The sequence below is a fragment of the Riemerella anatipestifer genome, from assembly GCF_035666175.1.
Taxonomy (GTDB): domain Bacteria; phylum Bacteroidota; class Bacteroidia; order Flavobacteriales; family Weeksellaceae; genus Riemerella; species Riemerella anatipestifer_D.
This window is the reverse complement of record NZ_CP142016.1, coordinates 1,186,249-1,209,583: the sequence shown is the minus strand read 5'-3', so window position 1 is coordinate 1,209,583 and position 23,335 is coordinate 1,186,249. Positions and strand designations below refer to the sequence as shown.

The window sequence follows — 23,335 nt, the reverse complement described above, 5'->3', positions numbered from 1 at the left end:
TGCGTTGAATGAAAAAAAAGATACTTCTCTTGTCCAAATATGGTGTAGCGGGTCCAAGCTCTAGATACCGTTTTTATAATTATTATCCATATTTTCAAAAGGTAGGTTTAGATATAGAGTTTAAGCCACTTTTTGACGACGATTATATCAAAAAAATATATAATAATAGAAGTTTTTATTTATTTTTTTTACAATTATTAGCTGTCTTAAAACGTATAATATTTCTTTTAAAAAATTATAGACGGTATGATGCTTTTATTATTGAAAAGGATATGTTTCCTTTTTTGCCTTTATGGCTAGAAAAGCTTTTTCTAAATCATAAACCTTATGCATTAGATTTTGATGATCATGTCGCAGCATCTTATCAATCTTCTAGACTTAAAAATAAAATTTTAGGAAACAAAATATCTGAGTTGGTTAAACACTCTAAATTTACTACTGTTGGAAATAGGTGGTACTTTACTAAGTTTAAGGAGGGGAATTTAATTTATTTGCCTACGGTGATTGATTTAGATAAATATCCGATTCATAATATAATTTCAAAAACGAAGACAATAGTTTGGATAGGTTCACCATCTACTGTGAAATATTTAAAATTGCTTGAGCCTATTTTTGTTGAGTTGTCAAGCGATATAGATTTTGTTTTAAGAATTATAGGAGGGGAAATTAAGCTAGATTCTCGTATAAATGTTGAATATATTTCTTGGAGTGCAGAGTCCGAAAATCGACTTTTAGCAGAGAGTACAATTGGGATTATGCCTTTAGAAGAAACCGAATGGGAGAAAGGGAAATGTGGGTTTAAATTAATACAATATTTGGCTAGTGGTATTCCTGTAGTAGCCTCTAAATTGCCAGCAAATGAGGAAATTATAACTCAAGATTGCGGTTTTATAGCTAATGATTTGTTTGAATGGAAAAAGTACCTTAGATTCTTGCTTGAAAATCCATTAATCGCTGAGGAAATGGGAGTTAAGGGTAGATTGCGTGTTGAGGAATACTATTCATATCAAATATGGGGGGAGAGATATGCAGATATGATAAAAAGTAAACTTTAGATGCAAACAGAAGTAAAGGGAGAAAGTTTTTATAAGATTGTTTTTGGATGTTGTATTTTATTCCATTTAATAATTTTAGGCTTAGTTTTAAATAGTCCTGATAATTTTGGACATTTAGATTCACATAGAATTTTTAAGTTAGCAGGAGCTGAATTTCAAAAAGGAGGAGACTGGGGGATTACAATTTTAGCAGCTGCTCTCTCAATCCCTGTGAAATTTGGCATAACTTACGAAGTTTTGACCCTTTTTTTCTCATTTATTTCTCTGGCAGGATATTATTTTTTATATCTCGTAGTCAAAGAGGAAACTTGTAATAATTCTTTATCATACTTGAGCGTATTACTTTTATTTTTATTGCCATCTATACATTATTGGACTTGTTTTATTAGTAAAGATTCTGTTTTCTTCTTTCTCATTTGTGGTTTAGTTTTTTCAATAAAAAAAGAAAAATTTAGGTTACAGTTTTTATTTCTAGCCCTCATGTTTATTCGCCCACATATAGCAATAGTTATTCTAATTGTAACTCTGTTTTATCACCGTGGGTATTATTATTATCTTAGTACAAAACAAAAAATTTCACTTCTAATATTTGTGTTCATGTTGATATTTTGTGCTTTGATTTTTTTTCACTTCAAGATATCTCCACTTCAAAATTTATTGGAATTTGTAACCAGTTTTGGACAATTTAACTTTCTGCGTAATGGCTTGGGGCATAGTCCTATCAGATTAGGTGAAACCTATTTTTACGAACGTTTTTTAATGCTAATGTATCGTCCATTATTTTTTGATGCAAAAGGCTACACACAGAATTTAGCGTCCATGGAAAATCTAATACTTCTCATTTACACTGTTTTTATATTAGGTTTTTATATTATTAGAGCAAAACGGAAAAATAATTTATTCATAACGCTTGGAGTAGCTATTTGGATTATTATATCAGTATACATATATAATTTGGGATTAGCTAATAGAATGAAAGTAATGATTTTACCATTTATTTTCATTGGGGTAATCTTGTATTCTAAATCTTCCAAACCAGTGCAGTAGTATTATATAATTTTTTAATTATTAAGATAATAGTTGTAATTTTGAAAAAAAATATTGATGTGCGGTATTAATGGACTTATTTTAAAAGATATAAATTCTGATTCAGCGATAAAGAAGCTGGAAATAATGAATCAAAGAATTTTTCATCGTGGACCAGATGAAGATGGGTTCTTTGTAGAGCAAAAAGAGCAAAATGTTATAGGGTTTGCTATGCGTAGGCTTTCTATTATTGACTTGTCTAGTGGTAAGCAACCTATTTTTTCAGAGGATGGAACTAAGGTTATCGTTTTTAATGGTGAAATTTATAATTATCAAAGTTTAAGAAAGCAGCTTTTATCCGTAGGAAAAACCTTTAAAACCAATTCTGACACCGAAGTTATACTAAGGTTATATGAAGTTTATGGGAAAGAGGCATTCAAAATGTTAGACGGAATGTTTGCTTTCTCTATTTATGATAAGTCTATTAATAAAGTATTTATAGCAAGGGACTTCTTTGGGGAGAAACCCCTATATTATCAGAATTCAAAGGGAGGACTTATTTGGTGTTCGGAGTTAAAATCTTTAATGTCGGTTTCAGAAGAAGAACGAGTTATTTCTAAAGAAGGATTAAATCTTTACTTTCAGTTGACTTATATACCCGCACCTTTTACAATTTATGAGGGAGTCTATAAGTTAGAACCCAATCACTTTATAGAGTATGATTTGGTTGCGAATGAATTTAGATTAGAAAAAATACATATTGAAGGTAAATTTGATAAGAGAGAGATTTCATTTGATGATGCTAAGAAGGAATTGAGGGATTTGGTAAAGGAAAGTGTTCTTTCTAGAAGTATTTCTGATGTTCCCATAGGTACTTTTTTGTCTGGTGGAGTAGATTCTTCTATTGTAACGGTTTGTTTAGCTGAAGAAATGGGGCAAAAGATTAATACTTTTTCTATTGGCTATGATAAAAAATCGTTTGACGAGTCGGATAAATCAAAAATTGTAGCTAAGCAGATAGGCTCTACACATCATCAATTTATACTTAAAGAACAAGATTTAGAAGACGAAATAACTTCTGTACTACAGAATTTTGACGAGCCGTTTGCTGACTCTTCTGCATTGCCTAGTTTTTTTGTGGCAAAAAAAACTAGTGAATATGTAAAAGTAGCTCTGACAGGAGATGGAGGAGATGAAGTCTTTGGAGGATATAACAAATATCTTATAGGAAAAATAAATGAAAGATATACGCAAATAGTGCCAAAGGCTTTGCATTGTACGATAAAAAAAGTGTCAGACTTTTTAACTAAACAAAAAGAGGATCAGCGGGGATTGAAATTTAAAGTGCGAAAAGCAGTTAATGCCATTGACTACGGGGGAGAGTTTTACTATAATATGGTTAAGTTAGGTTTTCAAGAGCCTGAACTATCACGTTTTCTTAGGAAAGAATGGTTAGTAAAAGATGCTTTGAGTCTTTACAAAGAGAGAATACCTAATCCTAAAACACTTAACGATTTTCGTAATGTGGATAGAATGATAAGTTTGGAAGGAGATATGATTGTAAAAGTGGATCGGACAAGTATGTTGACTTCGTTGGAATGTAGGGCGCCCTTTTTAAATAAAAAACTTTGGGATTATTCTCACACTCTTCCAGAGCATTATTTGCTTAATGGGAATAATAAAAAGTATATACTAAAGAAGGCTTTTGAGGATAAATTTCCAGAAGGTTTTTTAGAGAAATCAAAGAAAGGTTTTGGAGTACCTGTTGGGGATTGGTTAAAATCTACACTTAAAGAGGAATTAATGTCTTACGTAGTAACAGAAAAATTGGAGAAACAAGGTCTTTTTAATGTTCTAGAAATCCAAAAATTGGTTTACAATCATTTAAATGAAATAGAAGATAATACATTCCGTGTTTGGACGCTTTACTGCTTTCAGAAGTGGTATTTTAATATGCATTTAGAGTAAATTAAGTATGCAGAAAAGAAAATTATTTAGAGTAACCACAGTTCCTATTTCTCTTTATGCTTTGCTGAGAGGACAACTGAGGTATATGTCTGACCATTTTGATGTTTGGGGTATTTCATCTTTCGGAAAAGAACTTCAGTTGGTAGAGGAGGAAGAGGAAGTATGTGTTTCCGCAGTTGAGATGTCAAGAAAAATAACGCCTTTTCAAGATTTAAAATCACTTTGGAAAATGTGGCTCTTGTTTAGGAGAGAGAAGCCTTGTATCGTTCATACACATACACCAAAAGCAGGGTTGATTGGGATGTTGGCATCTAAATTAGCAGGAGTTCCTATTCGTTTACATACAGTGGCGGGTCTACCTCTGATGGAAACCAAAGGAGGTAAGCGTAAATTATTGGATTTTGTAGAAAAATTGACTTATGCTTGTGCTACCAAAGTGTATCCGAATTCTAAGGGGTTGTATGATTTTATTGTGGAGCAAAAATATACTTCAATAGATAAATTGAGTATTATAGCGAATGGTTCTTCAAACGGTATCAATACCACTCATTTTTCTCCCAAACAAATAAGTGAGGAATTGAAAAAGCAATTAAGGAAAGAACTGGATATTAAAGATACTGATTTTGTTTACATTTTTGTAGGTAGATTAGTTGGTGATAAAGGGATTAATGAGTTAATAAAAGCTTTTAAACAAATACAGAAACAAAATATTAAATTACTTTTAGTAGGAGCAGAAGAAAGAGACTTAGATCCTTTAAAAACTGAGACTATTCAAGAAATTGAAAGGAATAAGAATATTATAGCTGTTGGATTTCAAAAAGATGTAAGGCCTTACTTTGCTATTGCTGATGCTCTTGTGTTTCCAAGTTATCGGGAAGGCTTTCCTAATGTAGTTATGCAGGCAGGAGCTATGGGACTTCCAAGCATTGTGTCAAACATTAATGGATGCAATGAAATTATAGAGAATAACAAAAATGGGTTAATTGTTCCATCGAAAGATGTAGAAAGTCTTCGAAAGGCTATGCAAATCATTATAGATGATGATAATTTGTATTTACGGTTAAAAGAAAATAGTAGAGAAATGATTGTAAGCTGTTATCAGCGTGAGTTTGTATGGGAAGAATTATTAAAAGAGTATAATAAGCTAATTAGAGAGAATGTATAGAGATTTTTTTAAACCTATTATGGATTTCACTTTGGCTCTTGTTGGTTTCTTGCTATTAAGTCCTGTTTTTATTTTAGTTACAATAGGTTTGTTTTTTGCAAACCAAGGGAAGCCTTTCTTTTTTCAGAAAAGACCTGGGAAAAATGAACGTATTTTTAGTATCATTAAGTTCAAAACAATGAATGATAAAAAAGATGCTAATGGTAATTTATTGTCTGATGCAGAACGCTTAACAGCAATAGGTAAATTCGTTAGAAAAACATCGTTAGATGAAATTCCGCAACTATTAAATGTAATTAAGGGAGATATGAGCTTAGTTGGTCCAAGACCTCTACTACCACAGTATTTGCCATTATATAATGAGGAACAGAAAAAAAGACATAATGTGCGTCCTGGCATTACAGGTTGGGCTCAAGTCAACGGCAGAAACGCTATCTCGTGGCAGCAAAAATTTGAATACGATGTTTGGTATGTAGAAAATATCTCACTATCTTTGGATATCAAAATTTTATTATTAACGGTAAAGAAAGTCTTTGTCTCCGAGGGGATTTCCCAAGAAGGACAGGCAACTATAGAGCCATTTAAAGGGAATGAATAGTTATGAAAAAAATAGCAATTATTGGAGCAGGAGGTTTTGGGCAAGAGGTATTTTGCATCTGGAAAGATTTGTTGATTACACAGCAGCAAACTTTTGAATTTATAGGTTTTTTTGATGATGATACACTGGTTAAAAGCAATGCCTATGGTAAGGTATTAGGAAAAGTGGAGGGCTTGAACAATATTGATTATTCCATAGAAGTCGCTATTGCCGTTGGGAAACCCATACACCTAAGTACGATAAGTACATTATTAAATAACAATAATATTTCTTTCCCTAATATCATACATCCCACAGCGGTATTTTATGACAAAGAAAATTTAGTTTTGGGAAAAGGAAATATTTTTGCTCCCAATACTATGCTAAGTTGTAATGTAACCATAGGTAATTTTAATATTTTTAATACTAGGGTTACCATAGGGCATGATAGCAAGGTAGGAGACTTTAATGTATTGAGTCCCAATGCGCAAATATCAGGAGGGGTGGAAATAGGTAATCTCAATTATTTAGGTTTTAATTGTGGGGTTATTCAACAAAAAAAGATAGGAAACAATAACATATTAGGTGCAGGGAGCATATTACTTAGAAGTATTAAAAGCGATTCCACTTATATTGGAAACCCTGCTATAAGAGTTAATTTTTAAAATAAAATACAATGAATGAACAAACTTTTTTAGAGCATTTTGCTTCTATATTCGATGAAGTTGAATTGGAAGAAATAACCATGGATACCGAATTCAAAAATTTTGAAGAGTGGAGTTCCCTTACTGCTTTGGGATTACTTGCTGTAATGGAAGAAGAATATGAGGTAACTCTTACACATAACGATATCAAAGGGGCTACTCTGGTACGCGATATTTATGAAATAGTAAAAGATAAAACCGAATAATAATGGCATTTTTACAAATTCCTAATGTACATATCAAGGGTATCGCAGCTTGTGTGCCTAAAAAAGTCGTAAAAAATGAAAGCCTTACAAATATTTTTCCTCAGGAAGAGTTAGAGAAAATTATTAACTCCGTTGGTATTAAAGAACGAAGAATCGCTGATGCTAGTATAACGGCATCTGATTTGTGCATGAAGGCTGCTGAAAAACTATTTGCCGATTTGGAAATAGATAGAGAAAGTATAGATGTGTTGATATTTATGTCTCAAACCAGCGATTATAAAATTCCTGCCACAGCACCGATATTGCAACAAAAATTAGGACTTAGTAAAGATTGTGCTTGTTTTGATGTTACTTTGGCTTGTAGTGGCTATGTATACGCTTTAACAACGGCTTTTACTTACCTTAATCTACCTAATGTGCGTAGAGTGTTGCTTTTAGATGGCGAAACATTTTCTAAAATAGTAAATCCTAAAGATAAAACCAATGCGTTGCTTTACGGAGATGCAGGTACGGCTACTTTGTTAGAAAAGAAAGAGGGAGAACATTTTTCTAGTTTACTAAAAACCGACGGATCAGGTTGGGATGCTGTTATGATAAAAGCGGGAGGATGTAGAGTGCCTACCACGCATCAGTCTTTTCAAGAATATGAAAGAGAGGACGGTAGTTTGGGTGATGATACTCAGATATATATGAATGGAATCGATGTATTCAATTTTACTATGAAAGTAGTTCCTAAAAGCATTAAAGAAATCACGGAAAAATGCGAAATAGCATTGGAGGATATTGATAAAATCATATTTCATCAAGCCAATAAATTTATGACGGATTTCTTTACTAAGAAATTGAAGTATCGTTCAGATAATGTTCCATATAGTTTAGATAAATTTGGAAATACAAGCTCTGCTACCATACCGCTTACCATTGTTAGTGAACTAAAAAATTGGCAAAGCGAGAGAAAAAGAGTGTTAATTAGTGGATTTGGTGCTGGATTATCTTGGGGAGCTGCTATTTTAAACTTAGATGGGACACATATTTCGGATTTACAAGAAATCTAAAAAAACACTGAACAATGAAACTACATCATTACGGTTTTGCAACCAAGTCTATAGATAAAAGCCTAAAAGAATTTGAAAAAATAGGCTACACAGCGACTAGTGAAAAAATTATAGATCCCATACAAGGGGTAGAGCTTTTGTTCATCGGTAATGATACGAGTCATTTAATAGAGCTGGTATCTCCATTGCATTGGACAAAAACGATAAGCCCAGTAACGAAAATATTACAAAAAAATGGAGCTTCCCTCTATCACATTTGTTATGAGGTAGAGGATTTAGATGTTACAATAGAGGATTTCAAAAAAAAGAAATTTTTGTTAGTGTTAGCCCCAACGCCTGCAGTAGCATTTAACAATAGAAGAATTAGTTTTATGTACAATACACATTTAGGTTTAATAGAATTTTTAGAAAAATAATAATGTCAAAATATATATATAGAAACTATACGATAGAGTATCTATTTGATGCTCAAGATGTTTTTAGTGGGTATGGAGATGTTAGTAAACCTACACAAGGGCATAGCGATTATATAATCTTTTATCAGATAAATCCTTCACTGTCTCCAGAGGAGCAAATTAACGAAATAGAGGATATAAAGTCTAAAATTAATTTTATTCTACATTCGGGACTCACAGGTAGGGTCATAATCTTTACTCTGTATCGAGATACCAATCGAGATTGGAATATCAAAACACCCGAACTTTTGAATGCAATAGATTCTTTTAATATACAGTTTTTGCAAGAAAAATCGGCTCAATATGGTCATGTGAAGATATTGGATATCAATCGCTTTTTACAAGAACAAAAACTGCCTATTATAGAATGGCGTTTCTTTTTTACCTCTCAAATGCCTTACAATCCCAAATTTTCCAAGGCATTTAAGGATTGGTTTTATAAACAAACTCATGCGTTGGATTTGAAGAGAAAAAAATGTATTGTTTTGGATTGTGATAATACCTTGTGGGGAGGGGTTGTGGGCGAAGAAGGTCCTTTTGGTATTAAATTGGGTATGGATTATCCAGGAATTTGTTTTCAAAGCTTTCAGAAACTGCTTTTAAAGCTTTCGGAGAAAGGAGTGATATTGGCTGTTTGTAGCAAAAATAACTTAAAAGATGTACAAGAGGTTTGGGACAAAAATCCTAATCATTTGATTAATAGTAATGTGCTTTCGGCGTATCGAATTAATTGGCAGGATAAGGCATCGAATATTAAATCCATAGCCGAAGAGTTGAATATTGGCACGGATAGTTTTGTTTTTATAGACGATAATCCTGTAGAAAGAGGATTGGTAAAGGAGTTTTTGCCAGAGGTGGCGGTGCCTGATTTTCCGGATAAACCTTATGAGTTGGTTAACTTTTTTTGGCAGGTATACCACGATTATTTTATGGCATATGAGTTTTCTGCGGAGGATATGAAGAAAACAGAACAGTATAAACAAAATTTCTTCCGCAACGAAAGTAAGAAAGCCTTTGATGATATGGACGACTATTTGTCGAGTTTGGGCATGGAGATAGACATTATTCAAGCCAATGAAAGTAATATTTCCAGAATTGCTCAAATGACACAAAAAACCAATCAGTTCAATCTTACAACCAGAAGATACACACAAGAGCAGTTACAATATATGTTATCGCAGGGAGCATCTATCTATTGTGCCCATGTAAAGGATAAATTTGGAGATAATGGTATTACCATTGCTGCGATTATTACAGAAAAAGAGCAGTGTTTACATCTAGATTCGTATCTTTTGAGTTGTAGAATATTAGGTCGAGAGATAGAAAAAACGGTACTTTTGGCATTGATTGATAAAATTAAAAAAGAAAAACAGCTTAGCAATATTACGGCAGAGTTTATCCCAACTAAAAAAAATGCAATGGCAACTAATTTTTTAGAAAAAGTAGGATTTACTCTAATAGAAACGACGACTGACGGTGTTAAAAAGTATCGCTTAGAGCATTCTGAAAAATTACAAATGAAAGATTATTACAAAATAACATTTAAATAGAAAGCCTTATGAAAGAGAAAATAATTAAAATAATGGCAGAAGTTTTTGAGATGGATGAGAATAGCTTTCCACAAGAAATTTCACAAGAAACGGTAGAAAATTGGGATTCGCTCCGTCATCTTAACCTTATTGTAGAGATAGAAGAGTCTTTTGATGTATCTTTTGAGCCAGAAGAAATTTCCGAAATGATTACTATGGACAAGATTTTGGAAATGCTTCAAAAACAGGGAAAACAATAAATAATTGATGAAACTAAAAAAGATTTTAATTGTTGGTGCCTCTTCAGGTATCGGGAAGGCAACTGCCATCACGTTAGCTAGTCAAGGTTTTCAACTTGTTTTGATGTCTCGTAATGTTGAAAAATTAACAGAGGTATCCCAACAATGTAGTGGAGACGGGCATCAAGTATTTTCAGTAGATGTTACAGATGAAGAAGCCTTGTATAACGCTATAGCAGAAAGTCTTCAAGATGGTATTCCATACGATGGTTTTGTGTATTCTGCGGGCATGGAAGCCACGATTCCCTCTAAGCTGATTAAAAAGGAATACTTAGAAAGAGTATTGTCCGTAAATAGCATACCAGCAGTGTTAATTTCTAAATGTTTGCTGAAGAAAAATTACCTTTCTTCCCAGGGGGCAAGTTTTGTGTTGGTTAGTTCGGTAATGGGACATTTGGGACAAACGGCAAAAACAGCCTATTGTATGTCCAAACATGCTCTTTCAGGGATTTCAAAGGCGTTATCCCTAGAGTTGGCTCCTAAGAACATACGAGTAAACTGTGTGCTTCCCGGAATGGTAAAAACCGATATGTCTATAAAAATACTAGAAAGTATCAGCCAAGAAAATATACAAAAGATAGAAAGTATGCATCCTTTGGGATTGGGACAGCCAGAAGATGTTGCCAATACCATTAAATTTTTACTTTCAGAGGATTCTAAGTGGATAACTGGAGTAGATATCCCCGTAGATGGTGGATATAGTGCACAATAAAGTGAAACTTTGCGAAGCAAAAAAAATAGATTTGATACCATGAACACAAAAATATGGTTATCCTCTCCACACATGGGAGGAAATGAACAAAAATATATCAATGAGGCATTTGCTGAGAATTGGGTAGCCCCATTAGGTCCTAATGTTAATCAATTTGAAGAAAGTATTAAAACCTATTTGGGACAAAGTGTAGATGTGGCAGCCCTCAGTGCGGGCACCGCTGCATTACATTTAGCTTTGATTATTTTAGGGGTTAAAATGGGAGATGAGGTCATTTGTCAGAGTATGACTTTTTCGGCATCGGCAAATCCTATTGCTTATCAAGGAGCTACACCTGTGTTTATTGATAGCGAAAAAGAGACTTGGAATATGTGTCCATTAGCTTTAGAAGATGCTATTAAGGAGAGATTGTCCAAAGGTAAAAAGCCGAAAGCCATTATCGTTGTCCACCTTTACGGAATGCCAGCAAAAATGGATGAACTGATGGCAGTTGCTTCTAAATATGAAATTCCCATCATTGAAGATGCGGCAGAGGCTTTAGGAAGCAGCTATAAAGGACAGAAATGCGGTACTTTCGGGGAAATGAGTATTTTGAGTTTCAATGGTAATAAAATTATTACGACTTCAGGAGGTGGAGCCTTGCTCTGTCAGACCTCTGCACAGAAAGAAAAAGCGGTGTTTTTATCTACTCAGGCAAGGGATAACGCACCACATTACCAGCATTCTGAAATTGGGTATAATTATAGAATGAGCAACATTTGTGCAGGGATAGGCTGTGGACAAATGGAGGTTTTAGATGAAAGGATTTCTCAGCGTAGAGCCAATCATCAGTTTTATATTGATTTGTTCAAAAATATAGAGGGTGTAGAGGTGTTTACCGAGCCATCGGAGGATTATTTTTCCAACCATTGGTTATCAGCTATTGTGATAGACCCTCAGAAAGCAGGATTTTCAAGGGAAGATTTGCGTTTGAAATTTTTGGAGGATAATATCGAATCTCGTCCATTATGGAAGCCAATGCATTTGCAGCCTGTTTTTGCTGATACTCCATATTATGGGGGGCAAGTAGCACAGCAGTTGTTTGAAAACGGATTATGTTTGCCTTCGGGGTCTAATTTAACCGATGCGGATAGACAGAGAATATCAGAAGTAGTTTATAAACTGAAAAGTTAGGGCGTATCCCTCTCCAATGCTATTGCCAGCCGCTAGGGTCGGGCTATCGTTCATACGCCTCGGTCATTGCCGCTCCGCGACGTCTTCCCTTCGGGGGATTCACTCTATCCCTTACGCGGATACGATGTTTAAAGAAAAATGAGTATTATGAAAGGAGAACAACACGCCTATCTGAAAATAAAATATACACTCGCTAGAATCTTAGCGGGTGTTATTATTGTTGTTATATTTCCTTTACTTTTGTTTTTGTTAATATTGGTATCTGTAGATACATTTTCCTGCGGAATTTTTGTACAAGATAGGGTGGGGCAGTATGGTAAGATATTTAGAATATATAAGTTCAAAACCATTCGTACGGTTTCTCGTGAAATATCAAATGTAGGAGCTTTTTTGCGAAAAACTAAATTAGACGAATTACCTCAATTGTTCAATATTTTAAAGGGTGAAATGAGTTTCATCGGACCTCGTCCAGATGTGTCGGGCTATTATGACGGTCTCAAGGGAGAAGATAGAAAAGTATTGATTTTAAAACCAGGACTTTTATCAGAAGCGAGTTTAGAATACAGAAACGAAGAGTACCTCCTGAATCAAAAGGAAGACTCATTGAAATATAATGATGAAGTTATTTTTCCACATAAAGTCAAACTAAATTTAGAATATCTAGAGAAATTATCCTTTAAAGAAGACCTAAGACTGTTGCTAAAAGCCTGTAATATTTTTTTCAATAGATAAAAAACTTTACTTTTGTACAGCATATTCAAATTATGAAGATTAAAGAAACGCCACTAAAGGATTGTTACATCATAGAGCCTACTATTTTTGAAGACGAAAGAGGTTACTTTTACGAGAAGTTTAACGAGAAAAAATTTGAGGACCTTACGGGAATGAATGGGCATTTTGTTCAAGATAATATTTCTAAATCGTCTTATGGGGTTCTTAGAGGGTTGCACCTACAGAAAGGAGAGCATGCCCAAGCGAAACTCGTATCTTGCTTAGAGGGGAAGGTTTGGGATGTGGCGGTGGATTTAAGAGAAGATTCGCCTTCGTTTGGGAAATGGTATGGAGTGGAATTAACGGCAGAAAATAAGTTACAGTTTTATGTGCCGAGAGGCTTTGCTCACGGCTTTGCGGTGTTGAGTGAAATGGCAGTTTTTGCCTATAAATGTGATAATTTTTACAATAAGGAGTCTGAAGGCGGAATCCTTTGGAACGATGCGGATTTAGCTATAGATTGGAAGTTGGATGAGACAGATGTTATTCTTTCCGAAAAAGATAAAGTACAGTTGCCATTTTCTAAAAAGAATTTTTAAAAAATAAATGATGAAATCAATTATAATAACAGGCGGAGCAGGTTTTATTGGCTCTCATGTGGTAAGAGCGTTTGTGAAAAACTTGCCTAATACCAAAATAATCAATTTAGATGCTCTGACTTATGCGGGGAATTTAGAGAATTTAAAAGATATTGAAAACGAACCCAACTATACTTTTGAAAGGGCAGATATTACCAAAGTAGAAGAGTTAAGAAAGGTATTTGAAAAACATCAGCCTGATGCGGTGGTGCATTTGGCGGCGGAGAGTCATGTGGATAGAAGTATTACCGACCCTAACGCTTTCATCAATACCAATGTGATGGGGACGGCTAATTTATTAAATCTTTGCCGTGAATTTTGGACGCTTAATCCAGAGCATACGCACGGGAATTTCCCAGATGAGCCTAGGCAAAACTTATTTTATCATGTTTCTACTGATGAAGTTTATGGGGCTTTAGGCGAGACGGGATTCTTCACCGAAGAAACGCCTTACGATCCAAAATCACCTTATTCGGCGAGTAAAGCGGCTTCCGACCACTTGGTAAGAGCGTATGGGAACACTTACGGAATGCCTTTTATCGTGTCTAATTGTTCTAACAATTATGGCCCGAATCATTTTCCTGAGAAATTAATTCCGCTTTGTATTTCTAACATTATCAACGAGAAACCGCTACCTATTTATGGCGACGGTAAATATACAAGAGATTGGTTGTTCGTGGTGGATCATGCGAGAGCGATTTTCCAAATTTTCCACGAGGCTAAAACAGGCGAAACTTACAATATTGGCGGTTGGAACGAATGGCAAAATATTGATTTAATTAAAGAGCTTATCAAACAGATGGATGCCAAGTTAGGTCGTCCAGAGGGATATTCCGAAAAACTGATTACTTTTGTGAAAGACCGTCCTGGACATGATAAACGCTATGCGATAGATGCTACGAAGCTTAATAAAGATTTAGGTTGGAAACCAAGCGTTACTTTTGAAGAAGGTTTGGCTGAGACTATCGAATGGTTTTTGAATAATCAAGATTGGTTGGAAAATGTAACCAGCGGAGCTTATCAAGAATATTACAAAGCGCAGTATAAAAATTAAAACTATGAAAGGAATTATACTTGCAGGGGGGTCAGGTACAAGACTTTACCCATTAACCATTGCGGTGAGCAAACAGCTAATGCCTGTTTATGATAAACCAATGATTTACTATCCGCTTTCTACTTTGTTGTTGGCGGGGATTAGAGAAATCCTTATCATTACGACACCTCACGACCAAGAGGGCTTTAAAAAACTCTTGGGTGATGGCTCACAAATTGGTTGTAGAATAGAATATAAAGTACAGCCCAGCCCAGACGGATTGGCACAAGCCTTTATTTTAGGAGAGGAATTCATCGGTGATGATTCGGTGGCGTTGGTATTGGGCGATAATATTTTCTATGGTACGGGTTTGCCGCAGTTGCTAAATAGTAAGACTGAAATCAAAGGAGGTTGTGTGTTTGCTTATCAAGTTTCTGATCCAGAAAGATATGGGGTGGTGGAGTTTGATTCTGATAACAAAGCGATTTCCATTGAGGAGAAACCTGAGAATCCAAAATCGAATTATGCGGTTCCAGGACTGTACTTCTACGATAATCAGGTGGTAGAATTTGCTAAAAATTTAAAGCCTTCACCAAGAGGCGAATTAGAAATTACGGACATCAATAAAATTTACTTAGAAAGAGGCGAGTTAGAAGTTGGAGTAATGAGCCGAGGAACAGCATGGTTAGATACAGGAACATTTGATTCTTTACATGAGGCTTCGGAGTTTGTGAAAGTTTTAGAAAAGCGTCAAGGTTTCAAAATTTCTTGTATTGAAGAAATTGCCTATAAAAAAGGCTTCATCAATAAAGAGCAACTTCTAAAATCAGCGGATAAATACGGTAAAAGTGGTTATGGAGAATATTTAAGAAGAATTTTGTAACAATTTCTTAGACAAATAAATATCAATAGGGTACATCTTTATGAGGTGTACCTTTTTATTTGTGTAAAAATCCCTAAATTTGCAGGCTTTTAATCCATTAATGTTATGAGAACTAAATCCACAGGAAAGAAAAAAATCAATGTAGTAACGCTAGGGTGTTCAAAAAATTTGTACGACTCGGAGGTGCTTATGGGGCAACTTAAAGCCAACGGAAAAGAAGTGGTGCATGAGCAAGAGCGTGGAGATATTGTGGTAATTAACACTTGTGGATTTATAGATAATGCGAAAGAAGAATCTATCAATACAATATTAGATTATGTAGAGGCGAAGAACAGAGGCGAAGTAGAGCAAGTTTTTGTAACAGGTTGTCTTTCGGAGCGATATAAGCCAGATTTATTGAAGGAAATTCCTGATGTAGACCAATATTTTGGGACGAGGGATTTACCTATTTTACTCAAACATTTAGGAGCAGATTATAAGCACGAATTAGTAGGAGAAAGATTGACGACGACTCCTAAGCATTATGCTTACCTTAAAATATCAGAGGGCTGTGATAGACCGTGTTCGTTCTGTGCTATTCCGTTGATGAGAGGAGGACATGTTTCTACACCGATAGAAAAATTGGTAGAAGAAGCGAAAAAATTAGCTAAAAAAGGAACTAAAGAGCTCATTTTGATTGCACAAGATTTAACTTATTATGGTTTAGATATTTATAAGAAAAGAGCTCTAGGAGACCTTTTAAAAGAGTTGGTAAAAGTAGATGGTATTGAGTGGATAAGACTACATTATGCTTTCCCTACGGGATTTCCAGAGGAGGTATTGGATATTATCAGAGAAGAGTCTAAAGTATGTAATTATATTGATATTCCGTTGCAGCATATCAATACTGATTTGCTAAAGTCTATGAAAAGAGGGACAACGCATGAAAAAACCAATGCTCTTTTAAATAAGTTTAGAGAGAAAGTGCCAAATATGGCGGTGCGTACCACTCTTATTGTAGGCTACCCAGGAGAGACGGAAGAGCGTTTCCAAGAATTGAAAAACTGGGTAAAAGAGCAAAGATTTGATAGGTTAGGTTGTTTTACTTATTCTCACGAAGAAAATACTACGGCGTATCAGTTAGAAGATGATGTGCCTCAGGAGGTTAAAGAAGCTAGAGAGGAAGAAATAATGGCGTTACAATCTCAAATTTCTTGGGAGAAAAATCAAGAGAAAGTAGGGCAGGTATTCCGTTGTATTTTTGATAGAAAAGAAGGTAATTACTTTGTAGGGAGAACCGAGTTTGACTCTCCCGATGTAGATAATACTGTATTGGTGTCGGCAGAAAATACCTATATCTCTATCGGCGAGTTTGCTAATGTTCGTATCACTTCCGCAGAGGAATATGACTTATACGGAGAGTTGGTTTAATCGTATTTGATTATTTCTGTACTCTTTCATAAGTTTGAAAGCAAAAATTATAAGGGTTTTGTTCATCTTTTTCGTGGCAAATTTCATCAGTTTTTAGCCATTCTTTTGAGTTGATTTTTGGGAAAAAGGTATCTGCTTCTAGGGTAGTATCTACTAAAGTTACTTCCAGTCGGTCAGCTTGGTCTATGGTCTGCTCATAAATGCTACCGCCACCAATGATGAAAATATTTTCGTCTATTTTCTTGGCAAATTTAATGGCTTCCTTTAAAGTACCAACAATTAGAATACCTTCCTCAAACCAATCATTTTTTTGACTAACCACAATATTGGTTCTGTTGGGTAGAGGTTTTCCGATGCTTTCATAGGTTTTTCGCCCCATAATTATAGGGTGCCCTGAGGTTAAATTTTTAAAGTGTTTCAAATCTTTAGGTAAATGCCAAAGAAGCTGATTATTAACCCCTATTTCGTTATTTTTACCCATTGCTACAATGATGGTGGTCATTTTTATACTATTTTTTGACAAATTTAGCATATAATTTGTATATTCGGTGCAGATTTAATTTTAATTTAAAAAAATGAAACTATGAATAATAAAGGATGTATGAGTGCTAGTACTATTTTTATAGCACTGGGAGTTATTTTGGTAGGGCTTTTCTTTTGGGGAAAGTCAGGTTATAATACTTTCGTAGAGAAAGACCAAGAAGTAAATTCTAAATGGTCTAATGTAGAAACGGTTTACCAGAAAAGAGCTAATTTAATCCCTAACTTGGAAAGAACAGTAAAATCTTACGCTCAGTTTGAAAAAGAAACTCTAACAGGAGTAATTGAGGCTCGTTCTAAAGCTACTTCGGTAACTATAGACCCTACTAATATGACGGAAGCTGATTTAGCAAGATTTCAGTCGGCACAAGGGGAATTGAGCGGAGCGTTGAGTCGTCTAATGGCTGTGGTAGAGCAGTATCCTAATTTGAAGGCAGACCAACAATATATTAATTTTCAAAGAGAATATATAGCAATAGAGAACAGTATTAGAGCAGAAACGGTTTATTTTAATGATGCAGTAAAAGATTACAATAATACTATTAAGAAATTTCCTAATAACATTCTGGCTAATTTTACTAACTTTAGAGATAAACCTTATTTCCGCTCCGAAGTAGGGGCAGAAAAAGCTCCAGAAGTTTTCAAATAATGGTTAAAGATTATCTTACAGAAGAACAACAGGCTTCCCTTGTGGAAGCCATTAAAGTAGCTGAAAGTTTTTCTACAGGAGAAATTAGAGTTCATATAGATACTCAGTCAGAACATCATCACGCTAAGAGAGCTTTTGAGGTATTTCAGTCGTTGGGTATGCAAGATACTAAACACAGAAATGCGGTTTTATTTCACATTAACTTTGATAATAAATACCTTACGATTATAGGTGATGAGGGGATTCATAAAAAGGTTAAACAAGAGTTTTGGGACAGATTGCACGATGAAATTACCGCCTCATTTGCTCAAGGGTTATATTATTCAGGGTTGAAGGAAGCTATTTTAAAGGCAGGTCAAGAACTCAAAAAATATTTTCCTATAGAAGAACAAAATCATAACGAATTACCGAATGAGATTACATTCTCTTAAAATATTTTTACTTCTATCTTTTATTTGGTTTGGAAATCTTGTAGCTCAGTATCAAATTCCTAAAAAGCCAAGTGTACTTTATCCAGTTTACGATGAGGTAGGCTTACTTTCTGTACAAGAGAAGCAACAGCTTAACCAAAAACTGATAGCCTTTGCGGATTCTACTTCTACCGAGATAATGGTCATTATTATCCCAACAACTAAGGGCGAAGATATTAACTATGTGGCTACAATGTTTGGGCAACAGTGGGAAATAGGTCAAAAAAAGGTAGATAATGGGGTAGTTTTTCTTATAGCTACGGAAGATAAGAAAGTGTCTATACAGCAGGGGCGTGCAGTGGAGCAATATCTTACAGCTTCCACAGCGGGACAAATTATAGATTATCTTGTAGTACCTCGTTTTAAAAGAGGTGCTTGGTATGAAGGTATAGATTACGGAACAACTGCGATTATAGAAGCTGTACAAGGTAAATTTAAACCTATTCCGAAGCCTGAAGGAAATAGCGGATTAGCGGCAGGTATCATTATTTTTATTATAATAGTATTTATTTTACTGATGTTTTCAGGACATGATTCTAATGGGAGAGGTGGTTACGATGATGAAGATGTAATTATTACAAGACGAGGAAGACGCTCTTATTCTGGAGGATTCTTTCCTTTTCCAGGGGGAGGTTTTGGAGGAGGCTCTAGTAGTGGAGGAGGTTTCGGCGGTTTTGGCGGCGGTGGTAGCTTTGGCGGTGGAGGAGCCAGTGGTGGTTGGTAATCTCAACTATAATAGGATTTTCATAACGGAGTTTATTTTAAATTCAAAGGAGACTAGAGGTGTTTTGTTTTCAGTGTAACATTTTTTAGTATCTTTGAAGTTAGAACAAATTATCGTTATGAAATTTAATAAAAACTATTGGTTAGCCCTATTAGTAGTGGGGTTGTTACCTGCTCAAAAACAAAAGTTTACAATGAGTGAAGCTGTTAATGGGCTTCGTTCTAATTTGGCAATTAAGAATTTACCTCAATTACAGTGGGCAAAAGATGGTTCAGCGTATATTCATTCGGTTAAGAATGCCTATATGGTTACAGAGTACCCTTCAATGAAATCGGATACTTTAATTTCTCTTTACCAAATCAACCAAAATTTAACAGGAGGTAGAAAATTATTTGGTTTTCCTAATCTCAATTTCATCAATAATAATACAGCTTATTTTTCTCAGGACAACACCCATTATTTGTTGGAGAAAAAAAGTAATGGTTGGAATATTAAAGAATGGGAGCGTTTGCCAGAGGAAGCGGATAATATCACACTGTTATCGGATAATTCCACTTTTGTTTATACGGTTAAAAATAACCTTTATTGGCAAAAAAATGGACAAGCATTTGCAATCACCGATGAAAAGAACGAAAATATCATTAGTGGACAATCGGTTCACCGTAACGAGTTTGGGATAGATGGAGGTATTTTCTCTGCTCCTGATAATTCTATGATTGCATTTTACAGAATGGACCAAACGATGGTGAATGATTATCCTGTGATAGATTGGTCGGTTACGCCTGCAAAAAATCATAATATTAAATATCCTATGGCTGGCGGTACTTCTCACCAAGTGAGTTTAGGTGTTTATGATATAAAATCTAAAAGCACTCATTTTCTAAATATAGAAGGAGATAAAGAGCAATATTTAACGGCAGTTTCGTGGAGCCCAGATGCTAAATATATTTTTGTAGGTGTTCTCAATAGAGACCAAAATCACCTCAAAATGAACCAATATGACGCTAAAACAGGAGCGTTTATCAAAACTCTTTTTGAAGAAAAAAGTGATAAATATGTGGAGCCACAGCACTCGTTGGTATTCTTCCCTAATTCTAATACAGATTTTCTTTGGCAGAGCCAAAGAACGGGATATAATCATTTGTTTCACTATCATTTGACTAAAGGTTTGGTTGGTCAAATTACAGAAGGCGATTGGTTAGTGAGTGATATTCTAGGGTTTAATGCTAAGAAAAATGAAATTTATATAGAAGCAACTAAAGAAACCCCTTTAGAAAAACACTTGTATAAGGTTAATTGGCACAATAAGAAAATGGTGCGTCTTTCCAAGTCGGCGGGTGTTCATAGGGGATTGCTTAATCAATCTGGAACCGCTTTGTTAGATAGCTATTCTAACGCAACTACGCCAAGAAAAATAGAGGTCATCAATACCAATACAATGGTGTCTAGTACTTTGTTGTCTGCGGATAATACTTTGGAGGGATACCTTCGTCCAGAGGTTAAAAATGTAACTTTAAAAGCAGATGATGGTACGCCTCTTTATGGAAAGCTGATTTTGCCGACTTCATTTAATCCAAACAAAAAGTATCCTGTTATTGTTTATTTATATAATGGTCCACACCTTCAATTGGTTACTAATTCTTTCCCTGCAAGTGGTAATCTTTGGTACGAATATTTAGCCCAGAGGGATTATGTGGTCTTTACTATGGACGGTAGAGGTTCGTCTAATAGAGGTCTAAAGTTTGAGTCGGCACCATTTCGTCAGCTAGGAACTGTGGAAATGAACGACCAACTAAAAGGGGTAGATTATTTAAAATCATTACCTTTTGTAGATGCTGAAAGAATGGGCGTTCATGGTTGGAGTTTCGGAGGATTTATGACGACGAGTTTAATGCTTCGTCACCCAGATGTCTTTAAGGTAGGTGTGGCAGGAGGTCCTGTGATAGATTGGAAGATGTATGAAATTATGTACACAGAGCGTTATATGGATACACCTCAGCAAAATCCAGAGGGTTATGCACAAGCTAATCTACTAGATAAGGTTCAAAATCTTAAAGGGAATTTACTCCTAATACACGGAGCTCAAGATGATGTGGTGGTATGCAACATACGATTGATTTCTTGAAAGCAGCAGTTGACAAAGGAGTACAGTTGGATTACTTCGTCTATCCAGGTCATGCACATAATGTGCTAGGTAAAGATAGGGTGCATCTAATGCAAAAGGTTACAGACTATTTTGATGCTCATTTGAAAAATAATAAAAACTAAATCTAAAGGCTCTAGGATTAAATATCTTAGGGCTTTTTGATTAAAAAAGTGGAAGCAAAGATGAAAGTCATTATTTCAGGAGGGACAGGCTTTGTGGGGAAACAACTCACAGAGTATCTTCTTTCAAAAGGATATGAGGTTTTGGTATTAACTAGAAATTTGCCAACTCATAATCCGCAGAGCAACTTACGCTATTTTGAATGGAATCCTCAGTTAAAAACTTTTGATAAAAAACCTTTTGAAATGGCAGATGCTATCATCAACCTCGCAGGAGCAGGTATTGCAGATGAACGCTGGACTACTCAAAGGAAAGAAATACTTATGAATAGTAGAATCAATGCTAATGAGACCATAGTAAAGGCTTTACAAGAAGTGGATAATCATATTAAGATGGTTATTAGTACTTCTGCGATAGGTTGGTATGGGTTAGAAATTCCTAGTGATATGCTTTGTATGGAAGATATGCCTGCGACAGTAGATTTTTTAGCACAATTATGCCAAAAATGGGAAGACTCTATAAAGCCAGTTAAGGATTTAGGGAAAAGATTATGTATTCTACGAACAGGTATTGTTTTAGGAGCAAATGGTGGGGCTTATCCTAAAATGACTCAACCTTTAAATTTTGGTATTAAACCTCTACTTGGAAATGGTAAACAAATGATGAGTTGGATTCATATCAAAGACCATTGTGCTATTTACCATCACTTATTAGAGAACGAAGTGGAAGGTATTTTTAATTCGGTGGCACCTAATCCAGTAACACAAAATGAATTTTTAAATCAAACTCAAAAATATAAAAAGAAATATAGTCTGCCTGTAAAAGTTTCTAAATTTTTTCTTAGAATGATGCTAGGCGAACTATCGGATATGCTAATTTCTAGTGCTAAAGTCTCCTCACAGAAAATAGAACAAGCAGGGTATAAATTTAAGTATCCTAATATAAAAGATGTCGTTGAAGATTTAGAGAAAAGCAACTAAATTTTAGTAATGATTTCTGCTGCTTTCTCACTGGCTCCTTTTCCTCCTAGTTTTTCTTTTAGAATTTTATAGTCAGAAAGAAGACTAGCTCTATTTTCATTGAGAATCAGTTTGAGTTCTTTAACAAGATTAGGTGTATTGAGTTCATCTTGAATGAGTTCTTTAACCACTTCCTTATCCATAATTAAATTCACAAGCGAAATGTATTTAATATGTTTAATGAGGCGTTTAGCGATTTCGTAGGAGATTTTACTTCCACGATAACAAACCACTTCTGGGACTTCTAATAAGGCGGTTTCCAAAGTAGCTGTGCCAGAGGTTACGAGTGCTGCATCGGAGCATCGGAGGAGATCGTAGGTTTTGTTAGAGATAAAATTCACTTCCTTATCTACATAACTTTCGTAGAAGGATTTAGGTAAACTAGGAGCTCCAGCGATTACAAACTGATAGTCTTTAAATTCACTCCTCACAGAAAGCATTATTGAAAGCATTTTTTTTACTTCTTGTTCTCTAGAACCAGGTAGAAGAGCAATGATTTTTTTATCACTTAATTGATGTTCTTTTTTAAAAGCTTGAATGTCAATTGGTGGTAAATCAGATAAAGCATCTAAAAGTGGGTGCCCAACAAAATGAGCTTCTATCTGATGTTTTTTATAAAAATCCTTTTCAAATGGTAGGATAACAAGCATCTCATCTACATATTTTTTTATGATGTTTACTCTACTTTCCTTCCATGCCCAAAGTTGAGGGGAAATGTAATAAACGACTTTAATACCTAGCTTTTTTGCAAATTTGGCAATTCTAAGGTTAAAGCCGGGGTAATCTATAAGGATTAAAACATCAGGGCAAAAATTACGGATGTCCTCTTTACAGAATTTAATATTTTTGAGTATAGTACCTAAGTTTTGAATAACCTCCACAAACCCCATAAATGCTAAATCTCTGTAGTGCTTTACCAAAGTGCCACTTTGTTGCTCCATTAAATCACCACCCCAAAATCTAAAAGTAGCGTTAGGGTCTTTTCGTTTTAGAGCTTTCATAAGGTTGCTTCCGTGCAAATCACCAGAGGCTTCTCCTGCTATAATGTAGTATTTCATTTCAATCCTT

General features: G+C 34.9%; 24 protein-coding genes and 1 pseudogene. 23 read left to right on the top strand and 2 right to left on the bottom strand.

Annotated features, from left to right (window positions below; all coding sequences use genetic code 11):
- Positions 1-8 precede the first annotated feature (8 nt).
- The 18 genes from VIX88_RS06000 (at position 9) to rimO (ending at position 16,599) form a co-directional block, all read left to right on the top strand.
- On the top strand, positions 9-1,055 hold the full coding sequence (locus tag VIX88_RS06000; protein WP_013446898.1) for a glycosyltransferase family 4 protein: 1,047 nt from the start codon (positions 9-11) through the stop codon (positions 1,053-1,055).
- Entirely contained in the window at positions 1,056-2,102 is a 1,047-nt protein-coding gene (locus VIX88_RS05995) for a hypothetical protein (protein WP_013446897.1), read from the top strand.
- A 57-nt stretch (positions 2,103-2,159) separates the two neighbouring features.
- Complete coding sequence (gene asnB, locus VIX88_RS05990) at positions 2,160-4,049, top strand: asparagine synthase (glutamine-hydrolyzing) (protein WP_013446896.1); 1,890 nt, start codon at positions 2,160-2,162, stop codon at positions 4,047-4,049.
- A gap of 7 nt (positions 4,050-4,056) precedes the next feature.
- Positions 4,057-5,214 carry a glycosyltransferase family 4 protein gene (locus tag VIX88_RS05985; protein ID WP_013446895.1) on the top strand — a complete coding sequence of 386 codons (1,158 nt, stop codon included), beginning with the start codon at positions 4,057-4,059 and terminating at the stop codon, positions 5,212-5,214.
- Positions 5,207-5,812, top strand: a complete 606-nt coding sequence (locus VIX88_RS05980) for a sugar transferase (RefSeq protein ID WP_013446894.1) — start codon at positions 5,207-5,209, stop codon at positions 5,810-5,812. The genes VIX88_RS05985 and VIX88_RS05980 overlap by 8 nt, the downstream gene beginning before the upstream one ends.
- Before the next feature lie 2 nt (positions 5,813-5,814).
- Positions 5,815-6,456 (top strand): acetyltransferase, encoded by a 642-nt coding sequence (locus tag VIX88_RS05975; protein WP_013446893.1) that lies wholly within the window; start codon positions 5,815-5,817, stop codon positions 6,454-6,456.
- Between the two features lie 11 nt (positions 6,457-6,467).
- A complete protein-coding gene (locus tag VIX88_RS05970) occupies positions 6,468-6,701 on the top strand; it encodes an acyl carrier protein (protein WP_064968423.1) in 234 nt (77 codons plus the stop codon).
- A 2-nt stretch (positions 6,702-6,703) separates the two neighbouring features.
- Complete coding sequence (locus VIX88_RS05965) at positions 6,704-7,756, top strand: 3-oxoacyl-ACP synthase III family protein (RefSeq protein WP_013446891.1); 1,053 nt, start codon at positions 6,704-6,706, stop codon at positions 7,754-7,756.
- 14 nt (positions 7,757-7,770) lie between these two features.
- A complete protein-coding gene (locus tag VIX88_RS05960) occupies positions 7,771-8,172 on the top strand; it encodes a VOC family protein (protein ID WP_220332279.1) in 402 nt (133 codons plus the stop codon).
- A gap of 2 nt (positions 8,173-8,174) precedes the next feature.
- Positions 8,175-9,761 (top strand): HAD-IIIC family phosphatase, encoded by a 1,587-nt coding sequence (locus VIX88_RS05955; RefSeq protein ID WP_013446889.1) that lies wholly within the window; start codon positions 8,175-8,177, stop codon positions 9,759-9,761.
- 8 nt (positions 9,762-9,769) lie between these two features.
- Entirely contained in the window at positions 9,770-10,000 is a 231-nt protein-coding gene (locus VIX88_RS05950) for an acyl carrier protein (RefSeq protein WP_013446888.1), read from the top strand.
- Between the two features lie 7 nt (positions 10,001-10,007).
- On the top strand, positions 10,008-10,751 hold the full coding sequence (locus VIX88_RS05945; RefSeq protein WP_013446887.1) for an SDR family NAD(P)-dependent oxidoreductase: 744 nt from the start codon (positions 10,008-10,010) through the stop codon (positions 10,749-10,751).
- Positions 10,752-10,790: 39 nt separating this feature from the next.
- Positions 10,791-11,924, top strand: coding sequence for an aminotransferase class I/II-fold pyridoxal phosphate-dependent enzyme (locus tag VIX88_RS05940; protein ID WP_127919946.1), 1,134 nt, complete (start codon positions 10,791-10,793; stop codon positions 11,922-11,924).
- Between the two features lie 147 nt (positions 11,925-12,071).
- A complete protein-coding gene (locus VIX88_RS05935) occupies positions 12,072-12,656 on the top strand; it encodes a sugar transferase (protein ID WP_038694281.1) in 585 nt (194 codons plus the stop codon).
- 32 nt (positions 12,657-12,688) lie between these two features.
- Positions 12,689-13,234 (top strand): dTDP-4-dehydrorhamnose 3,5-epimerase, encoded by a 546-nt coding sequence (gene rfbC, locus VIX88_RS05930; RefSeq protein WP_013446885.1) that lies wholly within the window; start codon positions 12,689-12,691, stop codon positions 13,232-13,234.
- 10 nt (positions 13,235-13,244) lie between these two features.
- Positions 13,245-14,327 (top strand): dTDP-glucose 4,6-dehydratase, encoded by a 1,083-nt coding sequence (rfbB, locus tag VIX88_RS05925; RefSeq protein WP_038693863.1) that lies wholly within the window; start codon positions 13,245-13,247, stop codon positions 14,325-14,327.
- Positions 14,328-14,331: 4 nt separating this feature from the next.
- On the top strand, positions 14,332-15,189 hold the full coding sequence (rfbA, locus tag VIX88_RS05920) for a glucose-1-phosphate thymidylyltransferase RfbA (protein WP_038693865.1): 858 nt from the start codon (positions 14,332-14,334) through the stop codon (positions 15,187-15,189).
- Positions 15,190-15,294: 105 nt separating this feature from the next.
- Positions 15,295-16,599: a 30S ribosomal protein S12 methylthiotransferase RimO gene (gene rimO, locus VIX88_RS05915; protein WP_004918313.1), complete on the top strand. Its 1,305-nt coding sequence runs from the start codon at positions 15,295-15,297 to the stop codon at positions 16,597-16,599.
- 10 nt (positions 16,600-16,609) lie between these two features.
- Here rimO and VIX88_RS05910 read toward each other — a convergent pair whose 3' ends face one another.
- Positions 16,610-17,101 (bottom strand): dihydrofolate reductase, encoded by a 492-nt coding sequence (locus tag VIX88_RS05910; protein ID WP_153926318.1) that lies wholly within the window; start codon positions 17,099-17,101, stop codon positions 16,610-16,612.
- An 81-nt stretch (positions 17,102-17,182) separates the two neighbouring features.
- On the opposite strand from VIX88_RS05910, the gene VIX88_RS05905 reads away from it, so the two are divergent.
- The 5 genes and pseudogenes from VIX88_RS05905 to VIX88_RS05885 all read left to right on the top strand — a co-directional run bounded on the left by VIX88_RS05905 (position 17,183) and on the right by VIX88_RS05885 (position 22,228).
- On the top strand, positions 17,183-17,788 hold the full coding sequence (locus tag VIX88_RS05905) for a LemA family protein (protein ID WP_004918316.1): 606 nt from the start codon (positions 17,183-17,185) through the stop codon (positions 17,786-17,788).
- On the top strand, positions 17,788-18,219 hold the full coding sequence (locus VIX88_RS05900; protein ID WP_153926317.1) for a TPM domain-containing protein: 432 nt from the start codon (positions 17,788-17,790) through the stop codon (positions 18,217-18,219). Before VIX88_RS05905 ends, VIX88_RS05900 begins: the two co-directional genes overlap by 1 nt.
- On the top strand, positions 18,200-18,982 hold the full coding sequence (locus VIX88_RS05895; RefSeq protein ID WP_004918319.1) for a TPM domain-containing protein: 783 nt from the start codon (positions 18,200-18,202) through the stop codon (positions 18,980-18,982). The genes VIX88_RS05900 and VIX88_RS05895 overlap by 20 nt, the downstream gene beginning before the upstream one ends.
- Before the next feature lie 118 nt (positions 18,983-19,100).
- Positions 19,101-21,250: pseudogene (locus tag VIX88_RS05890) on the top strand (DPP IV N-terminal domain-containing protein).
- Between the two features lie 60 nt (positions 21,251-21,310).
- Complete coding sequence (locus VIX88_RS05885) at positions 21,311-22,228, top strand: TIGR01777 family oxidoreductase (protein ID WP_237190432.1); 918 nt, start codon at positions 21,311-21,313, stop codon at positions 22,226-22,228.
- On the opposite strand, the gene lpxB is transcribed toward VIX88_RS05885, so the two are convergent.
- Complete coding sequence (lpxB, locus tag VIX88_RS05880; RefSeq protein ID WP_064969731.1) at positions 22,225-23,325, bottom strand: lipid-A-disaccharide synthase; 1,101 nt, start codon at positions 23,323-23,325, stop codon at positions 22,225-22,227. The two genes, VIX88_RS05885 and lpxB, sit on opposite strands and share 4 nt — an antisense overlap.
- Between the last annotated feature and the right edge of the window lie 10 nt (positions 23,326-23,335).